Source organism: Hymenobacter artigasi (assembly GCF_012275535.1).
Taxonomy (GTDB): Bacteria; Bacteroidota; Bacteroidia; order Cytophagales; family Hymenobacteraceae; genus Hymenobacter; species Hymenobacter artigasi.
Map to the genome: position 1 here is coordinate 129,322 of NZ_JAAVTK010000002.1, position 16,682 is coordinate 146,003.

Below are 16,682 nucleotides of genomic sequence, written 5' to 3' on the forward strand. Positions count from 1 at the left end.
GCCATGTCTTTTCGCCGAATCTCTATTCTCACCGCCGTAACCCTGCTGGCCGTTTCGCTCGCCGTGGGCGTGGCCCGCGCCCAGGCCGGCGGCACCGTTTCTGATTTCACCCTGAAAACCGCCGCCAACGCCGACGTCGCCCTGAAAAGCTACGCCAAGGACAAGGCTGTGGTGGTGGTATTTTTGAACCCGGCCTGCGCCTTTTCGCGCCTCTACCAGGAGCGGCTGGCCTCGCTCAGCAGTGCCTACCGGGGCCGGGGCGTGCAGTTCCTGTTCATCAACGTGCCCATCAACCTCGATGCGCCCGGCACCGCCGCCCCCGGCGAGGTCGAGCTGCCCACCCTCACCGATGCCAGCCAGCAGGTGGCCGGCCTGCTGGGCGTAACCAAAACCGCCGAGGCCGTGGTGCTGGAGCCCGCCGGCAACGGCTTCGCCATCCGCTACCGCGGTGCCATCGACGACAACCCCCAGGTGGCCGGCAGCGTGCAGCAAGCCTACCTGAAGCAGGTGCTCGACAACGTGTTGGCCGGCCGCCCCAGCGGCGTAGCCGATAAGCGCGCCGCTGGGTGCCTGATTAAGCGGTAATCGCCCCGCCCGTCGTTAAAAGATTCAGTTGTACATCACATCGTTCAACGTCTGGGCGGGGGCAGGCCCCGCCCCTACTGCGCCGAAAACCGGAAGGCGGCCGGGGTCAGCCCGGTTTTACTTTTGAAAAGCCGGGTGAAATACTGCGGATACTCGAAGCCCAGCCGAAACGCGGTTTCGTTGATGGTGAGGGAGGTGGTGAGCAGCAGGCGCTTGGCTTTTTCGATGAGGGCCTGGTGGAGGTGCTGCTGGGTGGTTTGGCCGGTGAGGGTGCGCAGCAAGTCGCTGAGGTAGGCGGGCGAGACATTGAGCGCGGCGGCGAAGTGCTGCACGGTGGGCAGCGGCTGTTCCTGCTCGGCGGCAAAATAGGCGGTGAGCAGGGTTTCGAAGCGGCTGAGCAAGTCGTGCCCGGCGGTGCGCCGCATGAGGAACTGCCGGTGGTAGAAGCGGTTGGCGTAGTTGAGCAGCACGTCGAGCTGCGACACCAGCACATCCTGGCTGAAGGCGTCGATGGGCCGCTCGTACTCGGCACGAATGTTGGCCAACAGCGCGTCGAGGGCCGTTTCTTCCTGGGGCGCGAGGTGCAGGGCCTCGTGCACGGCGTAGGAGAAAAAGCCGTACTCCGTGATTTTCTGGCCCAGTGGGTACTTGTGCAGCAGGTCGGGGTGAAACAAGACCATCCAACCGCTGATTTGAGAGATATCCAGCGTGGCATCAATGGCAAATACCTGCCCGGGGGCCTGGAAACCCATCACGCCCTCGCCGAAATCGTAGGACTGGTGGCCGTAGTGCACCTTGCCCCGGAGGTTCTTCTTCACCCACACGCTGTAGAAGTGCTGCACCACGGGCGTTAGCTTGTCGGGCAGCACATTGCCACGGGTTTGCTCCAGGTCGATGACGGTAAGCAGCGGATGGGCCGGCGCGGGCAGCCCGCAGAAGCGGGCGTAGTCCGTCACGGTATGCAGCACGCGGATTTCAGGAGGCGGCGGTTTCATGGGAATAATTCGTTTTAACACCTGTCATCCTGAGCCTGCGAAGGACCTTATCACGCAGGAGCCATTAGAGCGGTTTTCGGATTTGTGTACAGCTTATTAGGCTAACAGGCAGTAGCGCGAACTTTGTAGTTCGCGTCCCCGCGCCATCAGAGCCGTTCTAATGGCGCGGGGACGCGAACTACAAAGTTCGCGCTACGTGTAAACGAACCTGAAAACCGCTCTAGAATTACTGCTAATCGTTCAAGGGTGACAAGGTCCTTCGCAGGCTCAGGATGACAGGAGACTTTATGCCTCCGTTACTCCGCAGCAGCCCGCTCCAGGTGCTGCGCAAGAAATTTCAGAATCTCCGCCTGCAGTTCCCCTTGAAACTGCGCCCGGTCGAACCCCGGCGGGTCCTGCGAGGGCGGAAACGCCGGGCCCGTTCGGGCCGCCGGAAATGGGCTGAGAAAGGAATAATGGCCCGCGTTTTCAACGATGCGGTGCTGCACCCGCTGGCGGTCGGCCACACCATTGAGCACGATTTGGGCGTGGAAGTCGGGAGTCCACTCGTCTTTTTCGCCCGTCAGCAGCAGGATGGGCGCGTGTACGTTGCGCAGGGCCGCCGCCGCCCGGTACCACACGGTGGCCGGGGCCAGCAATACCAGCGCCCGCACCCGCGCATCGGGCACCACGGGAATGGGCTGCGGCGTGCCGTCGGCGTGTTCGTGGGGGAGCGAGCCCGGCAGGCCGCCGGCCAGCGCCAGCGCCGTGTAGCCGCCCAGCGAGTGCCCCACCAGGGCCACCCAATCGGGCCGCAGCACCGCCCCGAATGCCGCCAGCAGCCCATCAATGGCCAAGCTGAGGTGGCGCGGGCGGGCCACGAGGTTGTTGGGCGTATTGTGCCAGGAGTTGTCGTCGCGATGGTTGGCGTGGTGGCGCGGCAGGCCCACCACAAAGCCGTGGCGGGCCAGGTAGTGCGCCAGCAAGCGGTGCGTGAGCGGCGAGCCGCCGGTACCGTGCGAAATCAGCACCATCGGGAACGGGCCGGGGTTGATGGGCGCATCCAGGGCCACATCGAGGGTGTAGGGCCCAATGGCTTCGGGCCGGCCGGGGGTGCTGCTGGGGTACAGCACCAGCAGCGGAAAGGTGAGGCCCAAGGCCTCATCCGCGATTTCCAGGGTACGGCAGCCTACAAAATTGGGCATGGTTGAAGGGGTTGGCGAAAGGGCAAACTTAGCGGGTATTGCGGCCGTCGTTCTGGCGGGACGCCCTCCGGAAACCTCACCAACGCCCTAAAACCCCTCCGGGTACGCCGCGCCCACCGAACTACCCACCGGCATAATAGCCTCCAGCTCGGCCAATTCCGTCGAACTCAGCGCTATGCCGGCGGCGGCCACGTTCAACTCCAGGTACTTGCGGCGCTTAGTGCCGGGAATGGCCACCACACCCTGCGCCAGCACCCAGGCCAGGGCCAGCTGCGCGGTGGTTACGCCTTTGGCTTGGGCCAGGGCTTCCAGCTTTTCCACCAGGGCCAGGTTTTTGTAGAAGTTTTCGCCCTGGTAGCGCGGGAACCAGCGTCGCGAGTCGTTGGGCTCGAAGTCGTCGGGGGTTTTAATGTCGCCCGACAAAAAGCCCCGGCCCAGCGGCGAATAGCCCACGAAACCGATGCCCAACTCGCGGGCGGCCTGCAGACTGCCGGTTTCCTCCACGCCCCTATCGAAGAGCGAATACTCGGTTTGCAGGGCTGTGATGGGGTGCACGGCGTGGGCACGGCGCAGGATGTTGGGCGCTACTTCGCTCAGGCCCAGGAAGCGCACTTTGCCTTCTTCCACGAAGCGGCTCATCATGCCCACGCTGTCCTCGATGGACGTATTGGGGTCGAGGCGGTGCAGGTAGTAGAGGTCGATGTAGTCGGTGCCCAGGTTGCGCAGCGAGCGTTCGATGGACTTGCGGGCGTAGTCGGGTCGGCCGTTGAGCTTGCCGGTGAATTGCTCATCGTCGCTCACCTCGAAGCCGAATTTGGTGGCCAGAATAATATCGGCCCGGCGGCCGGGCAGCACTTTGGCCACCAGCCGTTCGTTCAGCATGGGGCCGTAGAGGTCGGCGGTATCGAGCAGGTTGATGCCCAGCTCCAGGGCGCGGTGCAGGGTGGCCAGGCTTTCGGCTTCGTCGGCCTCGCCATACACGCTCATGCCGTCGATGCCGGCCGTCATGCCCATGCAGCCCAGGCCTTCCACGGGCACTTGCAGGCCCTGGCTGCCAAGGGCTACGCGTTTGATTTCAGTTGTCATTAGAGGGTTGATTTTGATGAGGTTTTGATGCCTCAAAGGTCCGGCCCGCCCACGCCGACGGACCTATACAAAACCCCGCTTCTGCAACACAAAACGCGGCTATTGCCAGCCCTGCACACTGCCGCCGCCAAACACGGCGCGCTTCAGCATGGGCCAAATCCGGTCCTGAAACGGGTCGATAATGCTGGCATCGTCCAGGGTTTGCAGGTGCTGCGGAGTCAGTTGAATATCGAGCGCCGCCAGGCTGTCGTGCAGTTGCGCCACCTTGCTGGCCCCCACAATGAGCGAGGTAATACCTGGCTGGGCCGCCGCCCACGCCAGCGCCACCTGCGCCAGCGGCCGGCCCAGGTCGGCCGCCACCGGCCGCAGGGCTTCCAGCACCTGCCAGTTGTGGTCGGTGAATTTCATGTTGCCGAAGGGGTTGGGGCCGGTGAGGCGGCCTTCGCCGCTGGCCCCGGCACCTTCCCGCTCGTACTTCCCAGCCAGAAAACCGGCCGCCAGCGGGCTCCACGGCGTTATGCCCAGCCCCAAATTCAAGGCGGCGGGCACGTGCTCACGCTCGATGGAGCGCGCCACCAGCGAGTACTCCATTTGCAGGGCAATGGGGCCCGGCACGCCGTGCACGGCGGCCAGCGTAGCGGCTTTGGTGGCATACCAGGCCGGCACGTTGCTGAAGCCGAAATAGCGGATGCGGCCGGCCCGCACCAGGTCGCCGAGGGTTTGCAGCACTTCCTCCACGGGCGTCACGCCATCGTAGGCGTGCAGCCAGTACAGGTCGGCGTAGTCGGTTTTGAGGCGGCGCAGCGAGCCTTCCAGGGCGCGGTGAATGTTTTTGCGGCCGTTGCCGCCCACGTTGGGGTTGCCGGCCTGCCCGCCGAAGCTGAACTTGGTGGCCAGCACCACCTGGTCGCGCAGGTGGCGGCCGGCAATGTAGCGGCCCAGCATTTCCTCGCTCTGCCCGCCCGAATACACGTCGGCCGTGTCCACGAAGTTGCCGCCGGCATCCACGTAATCATTGAAAACGGCTTCGGATACGTCGTCGCCCGAGCCCCAGCGCGGGGTGCCAAACGTCATGGTGCCCAGTGCCAGCGGGCTTACCACCAGGCCGGAGCGGCCCAGAGTGCGGAAATCGGTGATTTTCATCAGGAATAGACCTACTGCCGAAGCGGAGCTGCTTCAGCTACTGGAACGGCCAGCGTCCCGCAAAGGTCACCTTGGCCCGAGCGGTCTGGGCTACACAAACCGGCGTTTCTACAACACAAAACGAAGTAGGTGCGGGGCTTGCCCCCGCCCGTCGTTGAACGGCCTCCACATGAACCGTTCAACGATGGGCGGGGGCAAGCCCCGCACCCTACGAAAATCTCCTGCTATTCCAGAATGCTTAGCAGCAACGCCACCTCAGCTGCTTTCACCGGCTCCTGCAAGCGCTCGAAGCTCATTTGCAGGTTGCGCATGGCGCGGCGCACGATGTCGAGGTGCGAGCAGGGCTCGAAAAAAATGGGGTTGGGCGTGATATTGAGTTGGGCCACGTAGTGCTCAATATCGGTGCGCGAAAGCACCAGGCCCCGGTTGTAGCAGTTGATGTAGAACGGCTCGGCCCCCGGCAGCTCGGGCCGAAAGGTGAGCACGAACAGGTTGGGCAGGTTCACCCCAAAAACCGGCAAATCCAGCCGCTGGGCCACCAGCAGGTAAATTACGCAGAGCGTGAGCGGGTTGCCACGCTTGGTTTCAATCACACGCTGGAGCATGGAGTTGGCCGGCGAGTGGAAATGCTGGGTGTTGGCCGCGAACTTGTGCTGCCGGAACATCACAAAATTCAGGGTTTGCACCTGGTCGGCGGGGTGCATTTCGGGGCGCAGGGCCGTCCAGGTTTCGAAGCGGAGCTGCTCGATGGCGCGGTTCAGGGCCTGGTAGTCGGCATCGGGGTATTGATAGGTGTTCAGCAGCCACATGCCTTCGAGCAGGTCGGTGGCGCCGGCTTCGCGCCACACTTTGAGGCGCTGCTGCAGGCCCTCAAACTGCAGGTGGTGAATCAAATCCTCCAGCCGCTGCTGCTGCTGGCTGTCCAGGGTTTCTTCCCACGACTCCTCCAGAAAGGGAATAATGCTCTCGCCCAGGTTCTGAATTTTGTCCTGGATTTGCGGCGCGATTTCCGGGTCGTCGAGCAGCGAGATAAGGGCTTTGATTTCTTTGTTGGTCATGGATGCGAAACGGCCACCGCTAGGGTTGGGGGGCCGAATTTAACACGTAACAGCGCCTTTTGGGTTTCGTTGAGTAAGATAAGCGGGGCTAAAAAGAATGTCATACTGAGCGCGGCGCAGCATCAGTCCTGCTGCGAGGGCAGCGTTTCCATGCCGGGCGGCTGGGCGCGGTGAGCCAGCTTGTAGGTCACGCCCAGCACGATGTTGTTTTTAGCGGCCGTGTTTTGCAGCACGAAATTGCCCTGCGCGTTCGTGTAGTTGTAGTTGGCCTGATTGACGTAGCCGAGCTGCACAATCAAATGGTTATTCACCTGATAACCGATGCCGCCGTACAGCCGGTTGCGCTCGAACACGGGGCCGCGAGGGTTGAGGAAAAGCTCATCGTAAGCCGAAAGGAAAAGGGTGCCGGCAGTAAAAACCTTCTTGTTCAACGGAAAAAACCCATTCAGCCGGTAGCGGATGCGCTGGCGGAAGCTGCTGCTGTCGTCGCGGAAACGGAACCAGCGCTGCTCATAGCGGTAGCGGTGCTCGATTTTGAGGCGGTGCGAGTACTGCGTGAGCACCAGTTGCTCCCAGAGGCGCTTTTCCACGTTCAGCGGGCCGGCAGGGAGGTCGCGGTAGTCGGAGGTGGAGTAGCGGCCGCCACCCACCAGCACCGTGAAGTTGGGGTCGATGTCGTAGCTCACGCCGGCCTTCAGCTCGTAGTAGAAAAACTGCCGGGCCAGGGCATTGGAGCGGCCCTGGATTTCGGCGTAGCCACCCCACGGGTGCTCTTTGCTGCCCGGCAGCTGGGCCGTGGCTACCACCCAGCTACCCCAGGGCTGCACGGGGTTGGGGGAAGTTTGGGCGCGGGCCGCCGGGGCTGCCCCCACCAAAGCAGCCAGTAGCGCGCCGGCCAGAACGGAGTATTTCATCAGCAGGGAGCACTCGGGCCGGCAACGCGCCGGTCAGACCGCAAAGGTACCGGCCCGGGCCAGTACATAACATTCCCTTAATACCCCGACGGCCGCCCCGCCCTTACTGCGCCCCGGCGCGGTGTTGCCGCCACGCCAGCAGCAGTCCGGCTGCCCCAATCAGCACGCACACCGCAAACCACAGCAGCATATTGTAGGCATCTGTGAGGGTACGATAGCCGGCGGTGAACACAAACAACGCCGCCCCCACCACCTCCCACAGCCGGCGCTCGAACAGCGGCGACGTGGTTTCGGGCACGGCCGGCTGGTTCAGCACCACGCGCAGGCGATTCCAGTCCCAGGCCAGCAACAGCAGGCCCGCCAGCAGCATCAGCCCGGTGATGACGGGCGTGCCCGCGAAGTCGTAGGAAATGGTAATGACGAAGATGTTGGCGATGATGGGCACGTAGACCAGCGCCCCCAGCAGGGCGTAGCGCTGCGTGAGCAGCAGCAGCCCCGCCGTTAGCTGCGCCCAGCCCAGAAACTGCCAATACAGCCCCGACTGGTACATCATCTCGAAGAAATACCCCGGGTTGTGGCCGGCCACCGTGCCATCCATCTGCGTGAAACGGTGCCCCTTGATTTTAATCAGACTGGCAAACACAAACGCGCCGCCCACCAGATACCGGGTGTAGATGATGGCCAGCTGCAGGGACAGCGCGTGTTTCAAAGCTTGGCGGGTCATGGCAGCGGCACTATTTGGCGGTGCCCAGACTCCGGACGGCGGCTCCGCTCAGGGCAATGGTCGCACTGTCCGAAAACTGGTAGCGCAGGCGCGGAATGGCAGCAGCCAGGTCGAGATGTCCCCGGTGGTCAATGGTCAAATCGGCCGCCCCGATGCGGTTGTCCGCCCCAATCGTCAGGCTCGGCTCGCTGCCGGAGCGCGCACCAGCCGAGGCCCGCAGCCAGCCCAGCGTGTTACCCACCAGCCGGATTTGCGTGCTCTGGTCCTGCCGCAGCGTCAGGCTATCCTGCCGGAAGCCCTGCACCTCGACTTGGCCGCCAGCCTCCCGGCGGGCGAGCTGGGGCTGGCCAGCCACGGTATAAGTGCCCTCCGTAGTCAGGACCGCCAAGCGTGGGCAAGCAATGATGATGGCCTCCCCGTGGCCCAGGCCCTCCGGCTTTTCGGGGTAGGCCAGCGTCACGAGCAGCTGCCGGCCACGCTGCGTGACGCGCACAAAGTCGGCGGCCTCCTTGTTGACGTGCACGGCAAACGGCCCGGCCACTATTTTCACCCGCAGCCCACTGGCTGATGGTACGCTCACGGCATCGAAGCTGCGCAGACCCAGGGCCTGGTAGCTGCGCAACGGGTCTTTGTAGTGGCCGGTGCGGTATTCGGCACGCAAGGCGGCATCGTAGCTGGCCAGCGAGCCGAGCACCAGCGCCACGGCGGCCACGAAAAGCTTGTTACTGGTTTTCATCGGGAAACGGGGCTGGAAAGGGGTTGGGGTTGGGTCGTTTTGAATTCCTCGTAGCGGCGCTGCACCTCAGGCAGTTCGATGCCAAGCAGCAGCATCGTTCCAAAAACTTCGGGCAATTCCTGATTCAGAAACCGCTCGCGGCGGGCGGCCTGCACCTGCGCCACGGCCGCCGGGGCCACAAAAAAGCCGATGCCGCGCTTGTTGTACACCACTTCCTGGCTTTGCAGCAGCTCGTAGGTGCGCATCACCGTGTTGGGGTTCACCTGCAGGTCGCCGGCCAGCTCGCGCACCGACGGAATCTTGCTGTCCGGCGGCCACTTGCCGCGCAGTATCAGCTCGCTCACGTACCCGGCTATTTGCAGGTATATGGCCTCGTTGTCTTTGAATTCCATGATTTCCTCCCCTTAAATCTGCTTCTCCGTAACCCGCATGTAGGCCGCCACCCAGGCCAGCAGCATAAGGCCCAGCGGCACCAGCCCAAACCAGCCCAGCTGTGCTGCTGGCAGCTCCAGGTTGTACCACTCCCCGCCCTCGCGCAGCGACGTAGCCGAAAACGGCACTGCCGAGTTCAGCGTCGGCCCAATCAGCGCCTGCATGGCCTGGTAGTTGAAGGCCGTCAGCAACGCCAGCCCCAGCAGCACGCCAAAAGCCGTGCGCACAAATTGCTGCTTTTGAAAGAAGATGCTGCCCCACAAAAATATCGCGTGCACTACCGCGTAGGCCACCAGCGCATAGTAGAGCCGGACCTGGCCCGAAAACAGCGCCACCAGCTCAGCCGGCTGGGCCGGCGTGCTATGCAGCTGGACCACCAGGCTGTCAATCAGATAAAAGCAACCCACATACACGGCCAGAAAAATGGGTAGCGAATACAACCAGGCCACCAGGTATTTCTCCCAGTGCGAAGCTGGCAGCAGCAGCGCGGCCGTGGCCTGCTTCTTATCGCCGAACAGCCCCAGCACCGAGCTGGTAAAGAAGCCTCCGGCTCCCAGCAGCCCCAGCGCGAAAAGCGACCCCTGCACCCCCACTGGCAACGGCCCCGACGACATGTAGGCCAGCAAGCCCAGCACTACCCCAATGCCACCCAGCAGCACCCCAGTGGCCAGCAAATAGCCGCCCACATGCTCGGTAGTGTGCTTGCTGAACAAGCGCCAAAAACGCGAAAAACTAAAGAGCTGGCTCATGAACAGGTTGTTTTTGAGATAAGTAAGAAACCAGCGCGGGCGCTTCGCCCACCAGCGCATTAAACAGCAGCTCCAAATCGACACGGCCCGCCCCGTCGCCATGGTTAGCCCGAATCACCTGCGCACCGCGCACCGATTCTTCGGCGTAGAGGTCGGTGCCGCTGGCCTCCGGCACGGTGGCAAAAGCCAGCCGCTCGGCCAGCTCGCCCAAGTCGGCATTGAGCACGATGCGCTGGCCGTGCAACACCACCACGGTATCAATCAGGCTTTCCAAATCGCGCACCTGATGGGTTGAAATAATGAGGCAGCGCTCCTCCGTCAGGGCCGTGGCCACAATTTTACGGAACTGCGCCTTGCTCGGAATGTCGAGGCCGTTGGTGGGCTCGTCCATTACCAGCAAGCTGGTGTTGGCGGCCAGCGCGAAGGCAATCATGAACTTTTTCTGTTGCCCGAAGCTCAGGGCCGTGAGCAGTGCCTGGGCCGGCACCTCAAACTCGCCGAGGTAGTGCGCCAGCGCCTCGTGGTCGAATTTTGGGTAGAAGCCCGCCGTCTGTTCCGCGAATTTCGCGGCCGTCACGGCTGGCACGTATATTTCTTCGGGCAGGAAGAACAGGTCGGCCAGCACGGCTGGCAGCCGCCGCGCCGCCGGCTGGCCCAGCACCTCGCAGGTACCCCCATCGGGAAAAGCCAGCCCCACAATATTCTTGAGCAGCGTGGATTTGCCCGCCCCGTTCTTGCCCAGCAGGCCGTAAATATGCCCGCGCTCCAGCGTCAGGCTCAGGTTTTGAAAAAGTGGACGCTTGCGGGAATACCCGAAGTGAAGGTTGCGGATGCGGACCATGTTCGTACCTGTCTAGTGTATTATTGTTCTAGTACACTACAAACATAAAACACAATCTTTCAATCCTCCCAGTTTTATTCTGGCCATCAAGCAAAAAGCCCATTCCTGGGCAGAAATGGGCTTTTTGCTTGAGATAAAGCTGCTTATTTTCGTCGTATCGCATTTTGCGGCGCTACTCCAATCTACTTTTTGCAAACTACTTCGGCACACGCGCTGCTAGAAATTGGCCAGGATATAATTGCGCCGCTCGTCATACTCCGCTTCGGTAATGAGCCTTTTCTGCAGCATGCTTTTCAGATTCCGCAGCTCAACCAGCGTGCCATTGAGCGCAGGGACCGTAGCAGGTTTTATGGCCTCCCCGGCGGCCGTATCGGTACGCCAGGCGCACTGGCTACAGGTATCGCCAAGGACGATATGGCCGCGTTCGCAATACTTCTTTTTCATAATTTATCGCCATTTAAGACGGACTTCAAATATCCGGCAGCACCCCCAAACGACGCAAAGGCCAAAAATTTCTTTTTCTTTGACTATTGATTCTACCTCCCCTACCGTGCCACGCCTTCCCCTACACATCCAGTTTGCTTTGCGTGAGGCCGTTGCCGCCCGCTTTGGCCAGCCGCTGCGCTACCCAAGCCATTGCGATGCCCTTGAGCTTGAGTTGCAGCAGAACGCCGCAGCGGGCGGCCGACGCTTAAGCCCCAGCACGCTACGGCGGTTTTTCGGCCTGGTAGACAAAGAAGGGGGCTATCACCTGCACACCCTCGACACCCTGGCCCGCTACGCGGGCCACGCCGACTTTGCGGCCTTCGGCCAGTCGGTTGCGGGGCGAGCCATGCAGCACCCGGCCGCCCCGGGCGCAGCCACCGACATTCCGGAACTGCTGGCCATGGAGCAGCTGGCCTATCCCGAGCGCCTGTTGCTGGGCTATTTCCTGGGGCGCGTTACGCGGCCGGCCCAGCCTGGCGGGGCTGCCTCGCCGCTGGCCCTGCAGCTGGCCACTCACCCGGCGGGCCAGGAGTTCTTCGTCGAATCCTTCGTAGACCTGGCGCACCTCACCAGCGCGTTTGGCGAGGTGCTGGCCACCTACCTGCAGCACAAGCACACGCCCGAAGCCCAGCTTTTTGGGCATTCAGCCCTGTTCCTGGCCGAATTTCTGGCCGAAGTCGAACCCGCCTGGCGTCAGCGCCTGGCCCTGCTGCTGGCCCTGCCCGTGCCGCCCGATGTGCACGCCTTCCCGAGGGGCCGGCGGGCATTTGCCGAGATAGTGGCCGCCTGGCACGATGCGCCCGACCGTGTGGTACCAGCTGCCCTACTGGCCCGCCTGCACCAGGAAGCCCTCACGGTGCCGCGCACGCCAGTACCTCCGGCGCCGTTACCGGCGTTCTACAACCTGTTTCCGGCCGGCTACCATTTTCTGGTGGCCGAAGGGCTGTTCCTCACCGGTCAGTTTCCGGCGCTGCTCGATTGGCTAACCCTCACCAACCGCGAGTTTCCCGAGCTGCCCTGGCTCGAAACCAACGTATTCGACCAGCTGCTGCGGGCATTCTGGGCCGTGGCCGAACTGCGCACCGGCCTCATCAGTGCCCGCGCCCCGCACCTGCATTCGCTTTTCAACCTGGAAACCAACAGCTGGCTGCTCGACTATTTCCAGGTGCACATCTGGCTGGTCGAGCTGCACTTCGCCGCCGGCACCGATTCCGCCGAAGCAACTCGGCTACGCAGCCACATCAAGGATTTTGCCGCGCTACACGGCATGCCGTTTTTCGAAGAAGTAGCCCGGCGAATAGTTGCGTCAGTTTAATATGGTGGGGGCTTAGCACACCGGAGGCAGCGCTCGCCTGGAACGCTATTTACAGCCCAAAAATCAGTGGCCCGCCGGTTGTCTTCGGAATCCTGTGCGTTTTCAGAAAAGCTTTCAGCGCCGCCGGGTCGTGGCTGAAGGCCAGCACTTCTGCTTCCAGCTGCTTGATTTTGTAGTCCAGGTCGGACTTCTGGTGCTGGTAGTCCAGCTCCATCGCCACGGGCGTGGGGGTGTAGTAGTAGGGCTTGCCGGTGAAGGCCGACCAGTCCTGCTGCTCGGCCAGCAGGGCCTCGTCCAGCTCACGGGTTTGCTCCTTCAGCAGCTTGTTGTAGTATTTGAGCTGGCTTTCGGCCAGGTTTTCGAGGTGGCTTTGGTCGATGCGCTGTAGCTCCAGCTGCAGGCGCAGCAGGGTGAGCAGCTCGTTGGCCTGATAGGCGGTGGTGACTTGCTTGAGCAGCTCGGTTTTGCGCAGCTTTTCGGCTTCGTCGGGCTCCAGGTCAGGGTGCAGGTGCTTCACCAAATCCATGTAGAGCGTACGCACGGCTTTAGTGATGTTCTTCTCCTCGGCCTGCTTCTGCTCCTCAGCGGCCTGCTGCTTCGGGCTCTTTTTGCGCTGGGTGCGGCGCTCGGCGGCCTGGGCCTCCTGCTGTTCGTACTTGGCTTGCCGCTCGGCCATTTTCTCATCCACGTAGGCCATGAATTTTTCCTGCGTGCTCACGTCCACGTCGGGGTCGAACTCGATGCCGTACTGCAGGCTGACCAGCTGCTTCATCATTTCCGCCGTGTGCTGGTCGGCGGCGGCTTCCTCTTCGGCCGTGAGCGGCGGCGCGTGCTTGTCGATGATGGGCGTGAGGTCGGCGTGGCCGCGCTCGAGTAGGTCGGCACACTGCCCGATGAGGTCGGTAATCTTATTCTTTTCGCCTTTGGTGAGCTTGTAGGTTTCAAACGCCTCATCGAGCTGGCGCACCAGGGCGGCGCGGGCATCGTTGTGGCGGGCTTGCAGCGGGCGGTACTCGTTTTGCACGCGCTGGCGCATCTTGGTGGCCGCTTCGCGGAAGTCAACCACCTCTTTTTCCAGCCGGGCAATGCGCTTGGTGAGGCGGTTGAACTCTTTCTGGGCCTTGGAAAGCGAATCGGTGCCCGCGCCGGGCGACTTAATATGTACGAGCTGCGGCTTGGGCGCAGGGATTTTCTTGGCCATTGGGATTACAAAACGAGTCGACGGCAAAAGTAGCTATTGGGGCCATGGCCAACCAACCGGGCTACGAATTATGGCCGGGCGGTGCCGCTGGTAGCTGGCCGTTGCGAAAATGGGAAAGGGTGAAGGCGGCGGTGGTTTTGCCTCCGCCATTGCAGCCGGCAAAAAAAACAGTAGGCCTTCATAAGCGGATGGTCTGGGTGAACCAGCTTATAATTTCGCCGACTTTTTCCACTCCTTAAATCCTATCACGTCCTTTCTTACGGTTTTCCACCAATATATTCCATGGAGTTTTTGCAAATGTGCAAAAACCTTGGCATTGTACGACATCATGCAGGTGTTGTCGGCCGGTGAACAGCCAAACTCATAGTAATGAACGTTATATTTCTGTTCAAAAAGGGAATCCGTTGGCATAAAAGCCATCGGCGCGATTCCACCAGCCAGACATAAGAACGGAATATCGTCGGCAATATCTTTTTTAGCTAAGGCTTCCCCAGCTTCGCACCCGGCATTTCCCGGCGTCACAAAAATCAGTTTCCCAACGCCTGACTTATTGATTCTTTCATCATCTGGCTTGAAGTTTTGACCAAATGCCACAACAGAAAACAGTGCGAACATCAACGTCAGCAAATAGCGGCTTTGATTTACCATAGAGACGATTTTTTTATATTGCTCAAAACTAAATAGCTGCCGCTGGCCGTCGTTTAGCGCGCAGCGCGTAACGGCCGGCCGACGAGTGGGGCGAGTCTCCAGACTCGCGTACGTTAGAATAACAAGCTCACGGCCAGCCCCTCCCCCATTCCCGCGTACCACGCCGCCGAGGAGTACACGTAATCTTCGCCCCAGTAGCATATCCCCGCCCGCACCGGGTTCTGATGAACGTACTCGAGTTTCTGCTGCGTCACGGCTTCGGTTTTGAGCTCGATGCCGTGGCTGTGGTTTTGCCAGAGTTGAATGAAGGTGTTTTTCGGGTTGAACTCGCCCTGCTTTCGCAGCGTCCACTCCAGCCACTGCCGCCGGCTTTCCTGCGGATTAATGAGAATGGCTTCGAACACCCGGCGCGCGGTGAATTTCTTGAAATCCCGCACGATGGCCGACAGTTCCTGGCCCTCGGCGGCGCGGGCTATCAGGTGCAGGTGGTTGGTCATGAGGCAATACGCGAATAACTCCAGCCCCTTGTGCTGCTGGCAGTAGCGCAAGCTGTCCATCACAATATCCTTGTAGAGCGGGCGGGTAAACACATCGAGCCATTCCACCACGGTGAAGGTGAGAAAGTAAAGCCCTTGCTGGTCACGAATGGGGTAGGCCATTAGGTGGGTGCGGGTTTGCGCCTTCAAGTTTACACAAACCGGCTGACAAAACGCAATCCGCCGCATGCTGGCCGCCGTTTAGCGCGCAGCGCGTAACGGCCGGCCGGCTAGTGGGGCGAGTTTCCAAACTCGCTGCCGCGCAACGGCAATCCAGCGGCTGCCCTCTCCTCATACGCGAGTCTGGAGACTCGCCCCACTGGCCGGCCAGCCGTTACGCGCTACGCGCTAAACGGCGGCCAGCATGCAGTTCGACTGCCTCACACCTGAATAACGCCCACATTATATGCCTTCTCAATCGGCGCATGGTTAGCCGCCGCAATCCCTTCCGAAATGACCTTACGGGTTTCCAGCGGGTCAATTACGGCATCGACCCAGAGACGGGCTGCAGCGTAGTAGGGCGAGAGTTGCTCCTCGTAGCGGGCCTTGATGCGGTCGAGTAGCTCCTTTTCGGCTTCGGGGGTAATGACTTCACCCTTGGCTTTGAGGGAGGCCACCTGGATTTGCAGGAGGGTGTTGGCCGCCGCCGCGCCGCTCATTACGGCCAGCTGTGCCGTGGGCCAGGCCACTATGAGGCGCGGGTCGTAAGCCTTGCCGCACATGGCGTAGTTGCCGGCACCGTAGCTGTTGCCCACGATAACCGTGAACTTGGGCACCACCGAGTTGGCCATGGCATTCACCATCTTCGCCCCGTCCTTAATGATGCCGCCCTGCTCGCTCTGGCTGCCCACCATAAAGCCCGACACGTCGTGCAGAAATACCAGCGGAATGCGCTTCTGGTTGCAGTTCATGATGAAGCGCGCCGCCTTGTCGGCCGAGTCAGAGTAGATGACGCCACCCATCTGCATGCCGGTTTTCTTGCTCTTCACAATCTTGCGCTGGTTGGCTACGATGCCCACGGCCCAGCCATCGATGCGCGCCAGCCCGCACAATAGCGTCTGGCCATAATCGGGCTTGTAGGCCTCAAATTCGGAGTTATCAACCAGGCGGTTGATGATGTCCATCATGTCGTAAGGCTTCACCCGGTCGGCGGGCAGCAGGCCGTAGATTTCCTGCTCATCCTGCGCGGGCTTGGCCGGCTCGGTGCGGCTGAAACCGGCCGTGGGATGCGCGCCCAGCTTGTCGAAGATAGCGCGGATGTGGTCGAGGCATTCCGCGTCGGAATCGAACTTGTTGTCCGTCACGCCCGAGATTTCGCAGTGCATGCTCGCGCCGCCCAGCGCCTCGTTGTCGATGCTTTCGCCAATAGCCGACTTCACCAGGTAGGAGCCCGCCAGGAACACCGAGCCCGTGCCGTTCACAATCATGGCCTCGTCGCTCATGATGGGCAGGTACGCGCCACCAGCCACGCAGGGCCCCATAATGGCCGAAATCTGCACGATGCCCATGCTGCTCATCACCGCGTTGTTGCGGAAAATGCGGCCGAAATGCTCTTTATCCGGGAAAATCTCGTCCTGCATGGGCAGGTACACGCCGGCCGAGTCCACGAGGTAGATAATCGGCAGCTTGTTTTCGATGCTGATTTCCTGGGCCCGCAGGTTCTTTTTGGCCGTGATGGGGAACCACGCGCCGGCCTTCACGGTGGCGTCGTTGGCCACCACCACGCACTGCCGCCCGGCCACGTAGCCGATTATCACAACCACGCCACCGCCGGGGCAGCCGCCTTCTTCCTTGTACATGCCGTCGCCGGCAAACGCGCCGATTTCGACCTGCGCCGCGCCCTCATCCAGCAGGTATTCAATGCGCTCGCGGGCGGTGAGCTTGCCCTTGGCTTTGTGGGCGGCAATGCGCTTCTCGCCCCCGCCGAGGGCTACTTTCTGAAACTTCTGACTGAGATTGAAGCTAAGTTGCTTGAGTTGGTCTTCGTTGCGGTTGAACTCGACGTTCATAAGGAAAGCGGGTGGGATTTGGTGGGGTTTAGCACAAAAA

Annotated in this window: 18 protein-coding genes; 2 read left to right on the forward strand and 16 right to left on the reverse strand. The window is 61.6% G+C overall.

Annotated elements, in window-relative coordinates:
* Positions 1-3 precede the first annotated feature (3 nt).
* Positions 4-585, forward strand: coding sequence for a redoxin domain-containing protein (locus tag HBN54_RS04005; protein ID WP_168671874.1), 582 nt, complete (start codon positions 4-6; stop codon positions 583-585).
* Between the two features lie 74 nt (positions 586-659).
* Here HBN54_RS04005 and HBN54_RS04010 read toward each other — a convergent pair whose 3' ends face one another.
* The 12 genes from HBN54_RS04010 to HBN54_RS04065 all read right to left on the reverse strand — a co-directional run bounded on the left by HBN54_RS04010 (position 660) and on the right by HBN54_RS04065 (position 10,891).
* Positions 660-1,580: a helix-turn-helix domain-containing protein gene (locus HBN54_RS04010; protein ID WP_168671875.1), complete on the reverse strand. Its 921-nt coding sequence runs from the start codon at positions 1,578-1,580 to the stop codon at positions 660-662.
* Between the two features lie 296 nt (positions 1,581-1,876).
* Entirely contained in the window at positions 1,877-2,764 is an 888-nt protein-coding gene (locus HBN54_RS04015; protein ID WP_168671876.1) for an alpha/beta hydrolase family protein, read from the reverse strand.
* 87 nt (positions 2,765-2,851) lie between these two features.
* Positions 2,852-3,850, reverse strand: coding sequence for an aldo/keto reductase (locus tag HBN54_RS04020; RefSeq protein ID WP_168671877.1), 999 nt, complete (start codon positions 3,848-3,850; stop codon positions 2,852-2,854).
* 99 nt (positions 3,851-3,949) lie between these two features.
* The gene (locus HBN54_RS04025) at positions 3,950-4,993 is read right to left on the reverse strand and encodes an aldo/keto reductase (protein WP_168671878.1); all 1,044 of its coding nucleotides are present in this window, start codon (positions 4,991-4,993) and stop codon (positions 3,950-3,952) included.
* Positions 4,994-5,217: 224 nt separating this feature from the next.
* Positions 5,218-6,051, reverse strand: coding sequence for a transglutaminase-like domain-containing protein (locus tag HBN54_RS04030; protein WP_168671879.1), 834 nt, complete (start codon positions 6,049-6,051; stop codon positions 5,218-5,220).
* Positions 6,052-6,173: 122 nt separating this feature from the next.
* Positions 6,174-6,965 carry a DUF2490 domain-containing protein gene (locus HBN54_RS04035; RefSeq protein WP_168671880.1) on the reverse strand — a complete coding sequence of 264 codons (792 nt, stop codon included), beginning with the start codon at positions 6,963-6,965 and terminating at the stop codon, positions 6,174-6,176.
* A gap of 103 nt (positions 6,966-7,068) precedes the next feature.
* Positions 7,069-7,689 (reverse strand): hypothetical protein, encoded by a 621-nt coding sequence (locus tag HBN54_RS04040; protein WP_168671881.1) that lies wholly within the window; start codon positions 7,687-7,689, stop codon positions 7,069-7,071.
* Between the two features lie 10 nt (positions 7,690-7,699).
* Entirely contained in the window at positions 7,700-8,425 is a 726-nt protein-coding gene (locus HBN54_RS04045; RefSeq protein WP_168671882.1) for a hypothetical protein, read from the reverse strand.
* On the reverse strand, positions 8,422-8,817 hold the full coding sequence (locus HBN54_RS04050; RefSeq protein ID WP_168671883.1) for a GntR family transcriptional regulator: 396 nt from the start codon (positions 8,815-8,817) through the stop codon (positions 8,422-8,424). The genes HBN54_RS04045 and HBN54_RS04050 overlap by 4 nt, the downstream gene beginning before the upstream one ends.
* Positions 8,818-8,829: 12 nt before the next feature.
* Entirely contained in the window at positions 8,830-9,606 is a 777-nt protein-coding gene (locus tag HBN54_RS04055; RefSeq protein ID WP_168671884.1) for a hypothetical protein, read from the reverse strand.
* Positions 9,590-10,447: an ABC transporter ATP-binding protein gene (locus HBN54_RS04060; RefSeq protein ID WP_168671885.1), complete on the reverse strand. Its 858-nt coding sequence runs from the start codon at positions 10,445-10,447 to the stop codon at positions 9,590-9,592. The genes HBN54_RS04055 and HBN54_RS04060 overlap by 17 nt, the downstream gene beginning before the upstream one ends.
* Positions 10,448-10,663: 216 nt before the next feature.
* Positions 10,664-10,891: a hypothetical protein gene (locus HBN54_RS04065; RefSeq protein WP_168671886.1), complete on the reverse strand. Its 228-nt coding sequence runs from the start codon at positions 10,889-10,891 to the stop codon at positions 10,664-10,666.
* 106 nt (positions 10,892-10,997) lie between these two features.
* On the opposite strand from HBN54_RS04065, the gene HBN54_RS04070 reads away from it, so the two are divergent.
* Complete coding sequence (locus HBN54_RS04070; RefSeq protein ID WP_168671887.1) at positions 10,998-12,248, forward strand: hypothetical protein; 1,251 nt, start codon at positions 10,998-11,000, stop codon at positions 12,246-12,248.
* A 49-nt stretch (positions 12,249-12,297) separates the two neighbouring features.
* Here HBN54_RS04070 and HBN54_RS04075 read toward each other — a convergent pair whose 3' ends face one another.
* From HBN54_RS04075 to HBN54_RS04090, 4 genes are all read right to left on the reverse strand, one after another.
* Positions 12,298-13,449: a hypothetical protein gene (locus HBN54_RS04075; protein ID WP_168671888.1), complete on the reverse strand. Its 1,152-nt coding sequence runs from the start codon at positions 13,447-13,449 to the stop codon at positions 12,298-12,300.
* A 207-nt stretch (positions 13,450-13,656) separates the two neighbouring features.
* Positions 13,657-14,097, reverse strand: coding sequence for an FEKKY domain-containing protein (locus HBN54_RS04080; RefSeq protein ID WP_168671889.1), 441 nt, complete (start codon positions 14,095-14,097; stop codon positions 13,657-13,659).
* Between the two features lie 113 nt (positions 14,098-14,210).
* Positions 14,211-14,756 (reverse strand): REP-associated tyrosine transposase, encoded by a 546-nt coding sequence (locus tag HBN54_RS04085; RefSeq protein ID WP_168671890.1) that lies wholly within the window; start codon positions 14,754-14,756, stop codon positions 14,211-14,213.
* A gap of 257 nt (positions 14,757-15,013) precedes the next feature.
* Entirely contained in the window at positions 15,014-16,642 is a 1,629-nt protein-coding gene (locus tag HBN54_RS04090) for an acyl-CoA carboxylase subunit beta (protein WP_168671891.1), read from the reverse strand.
* Positions 16,643-16,682 lie beyond the last annotated feature (40 nt).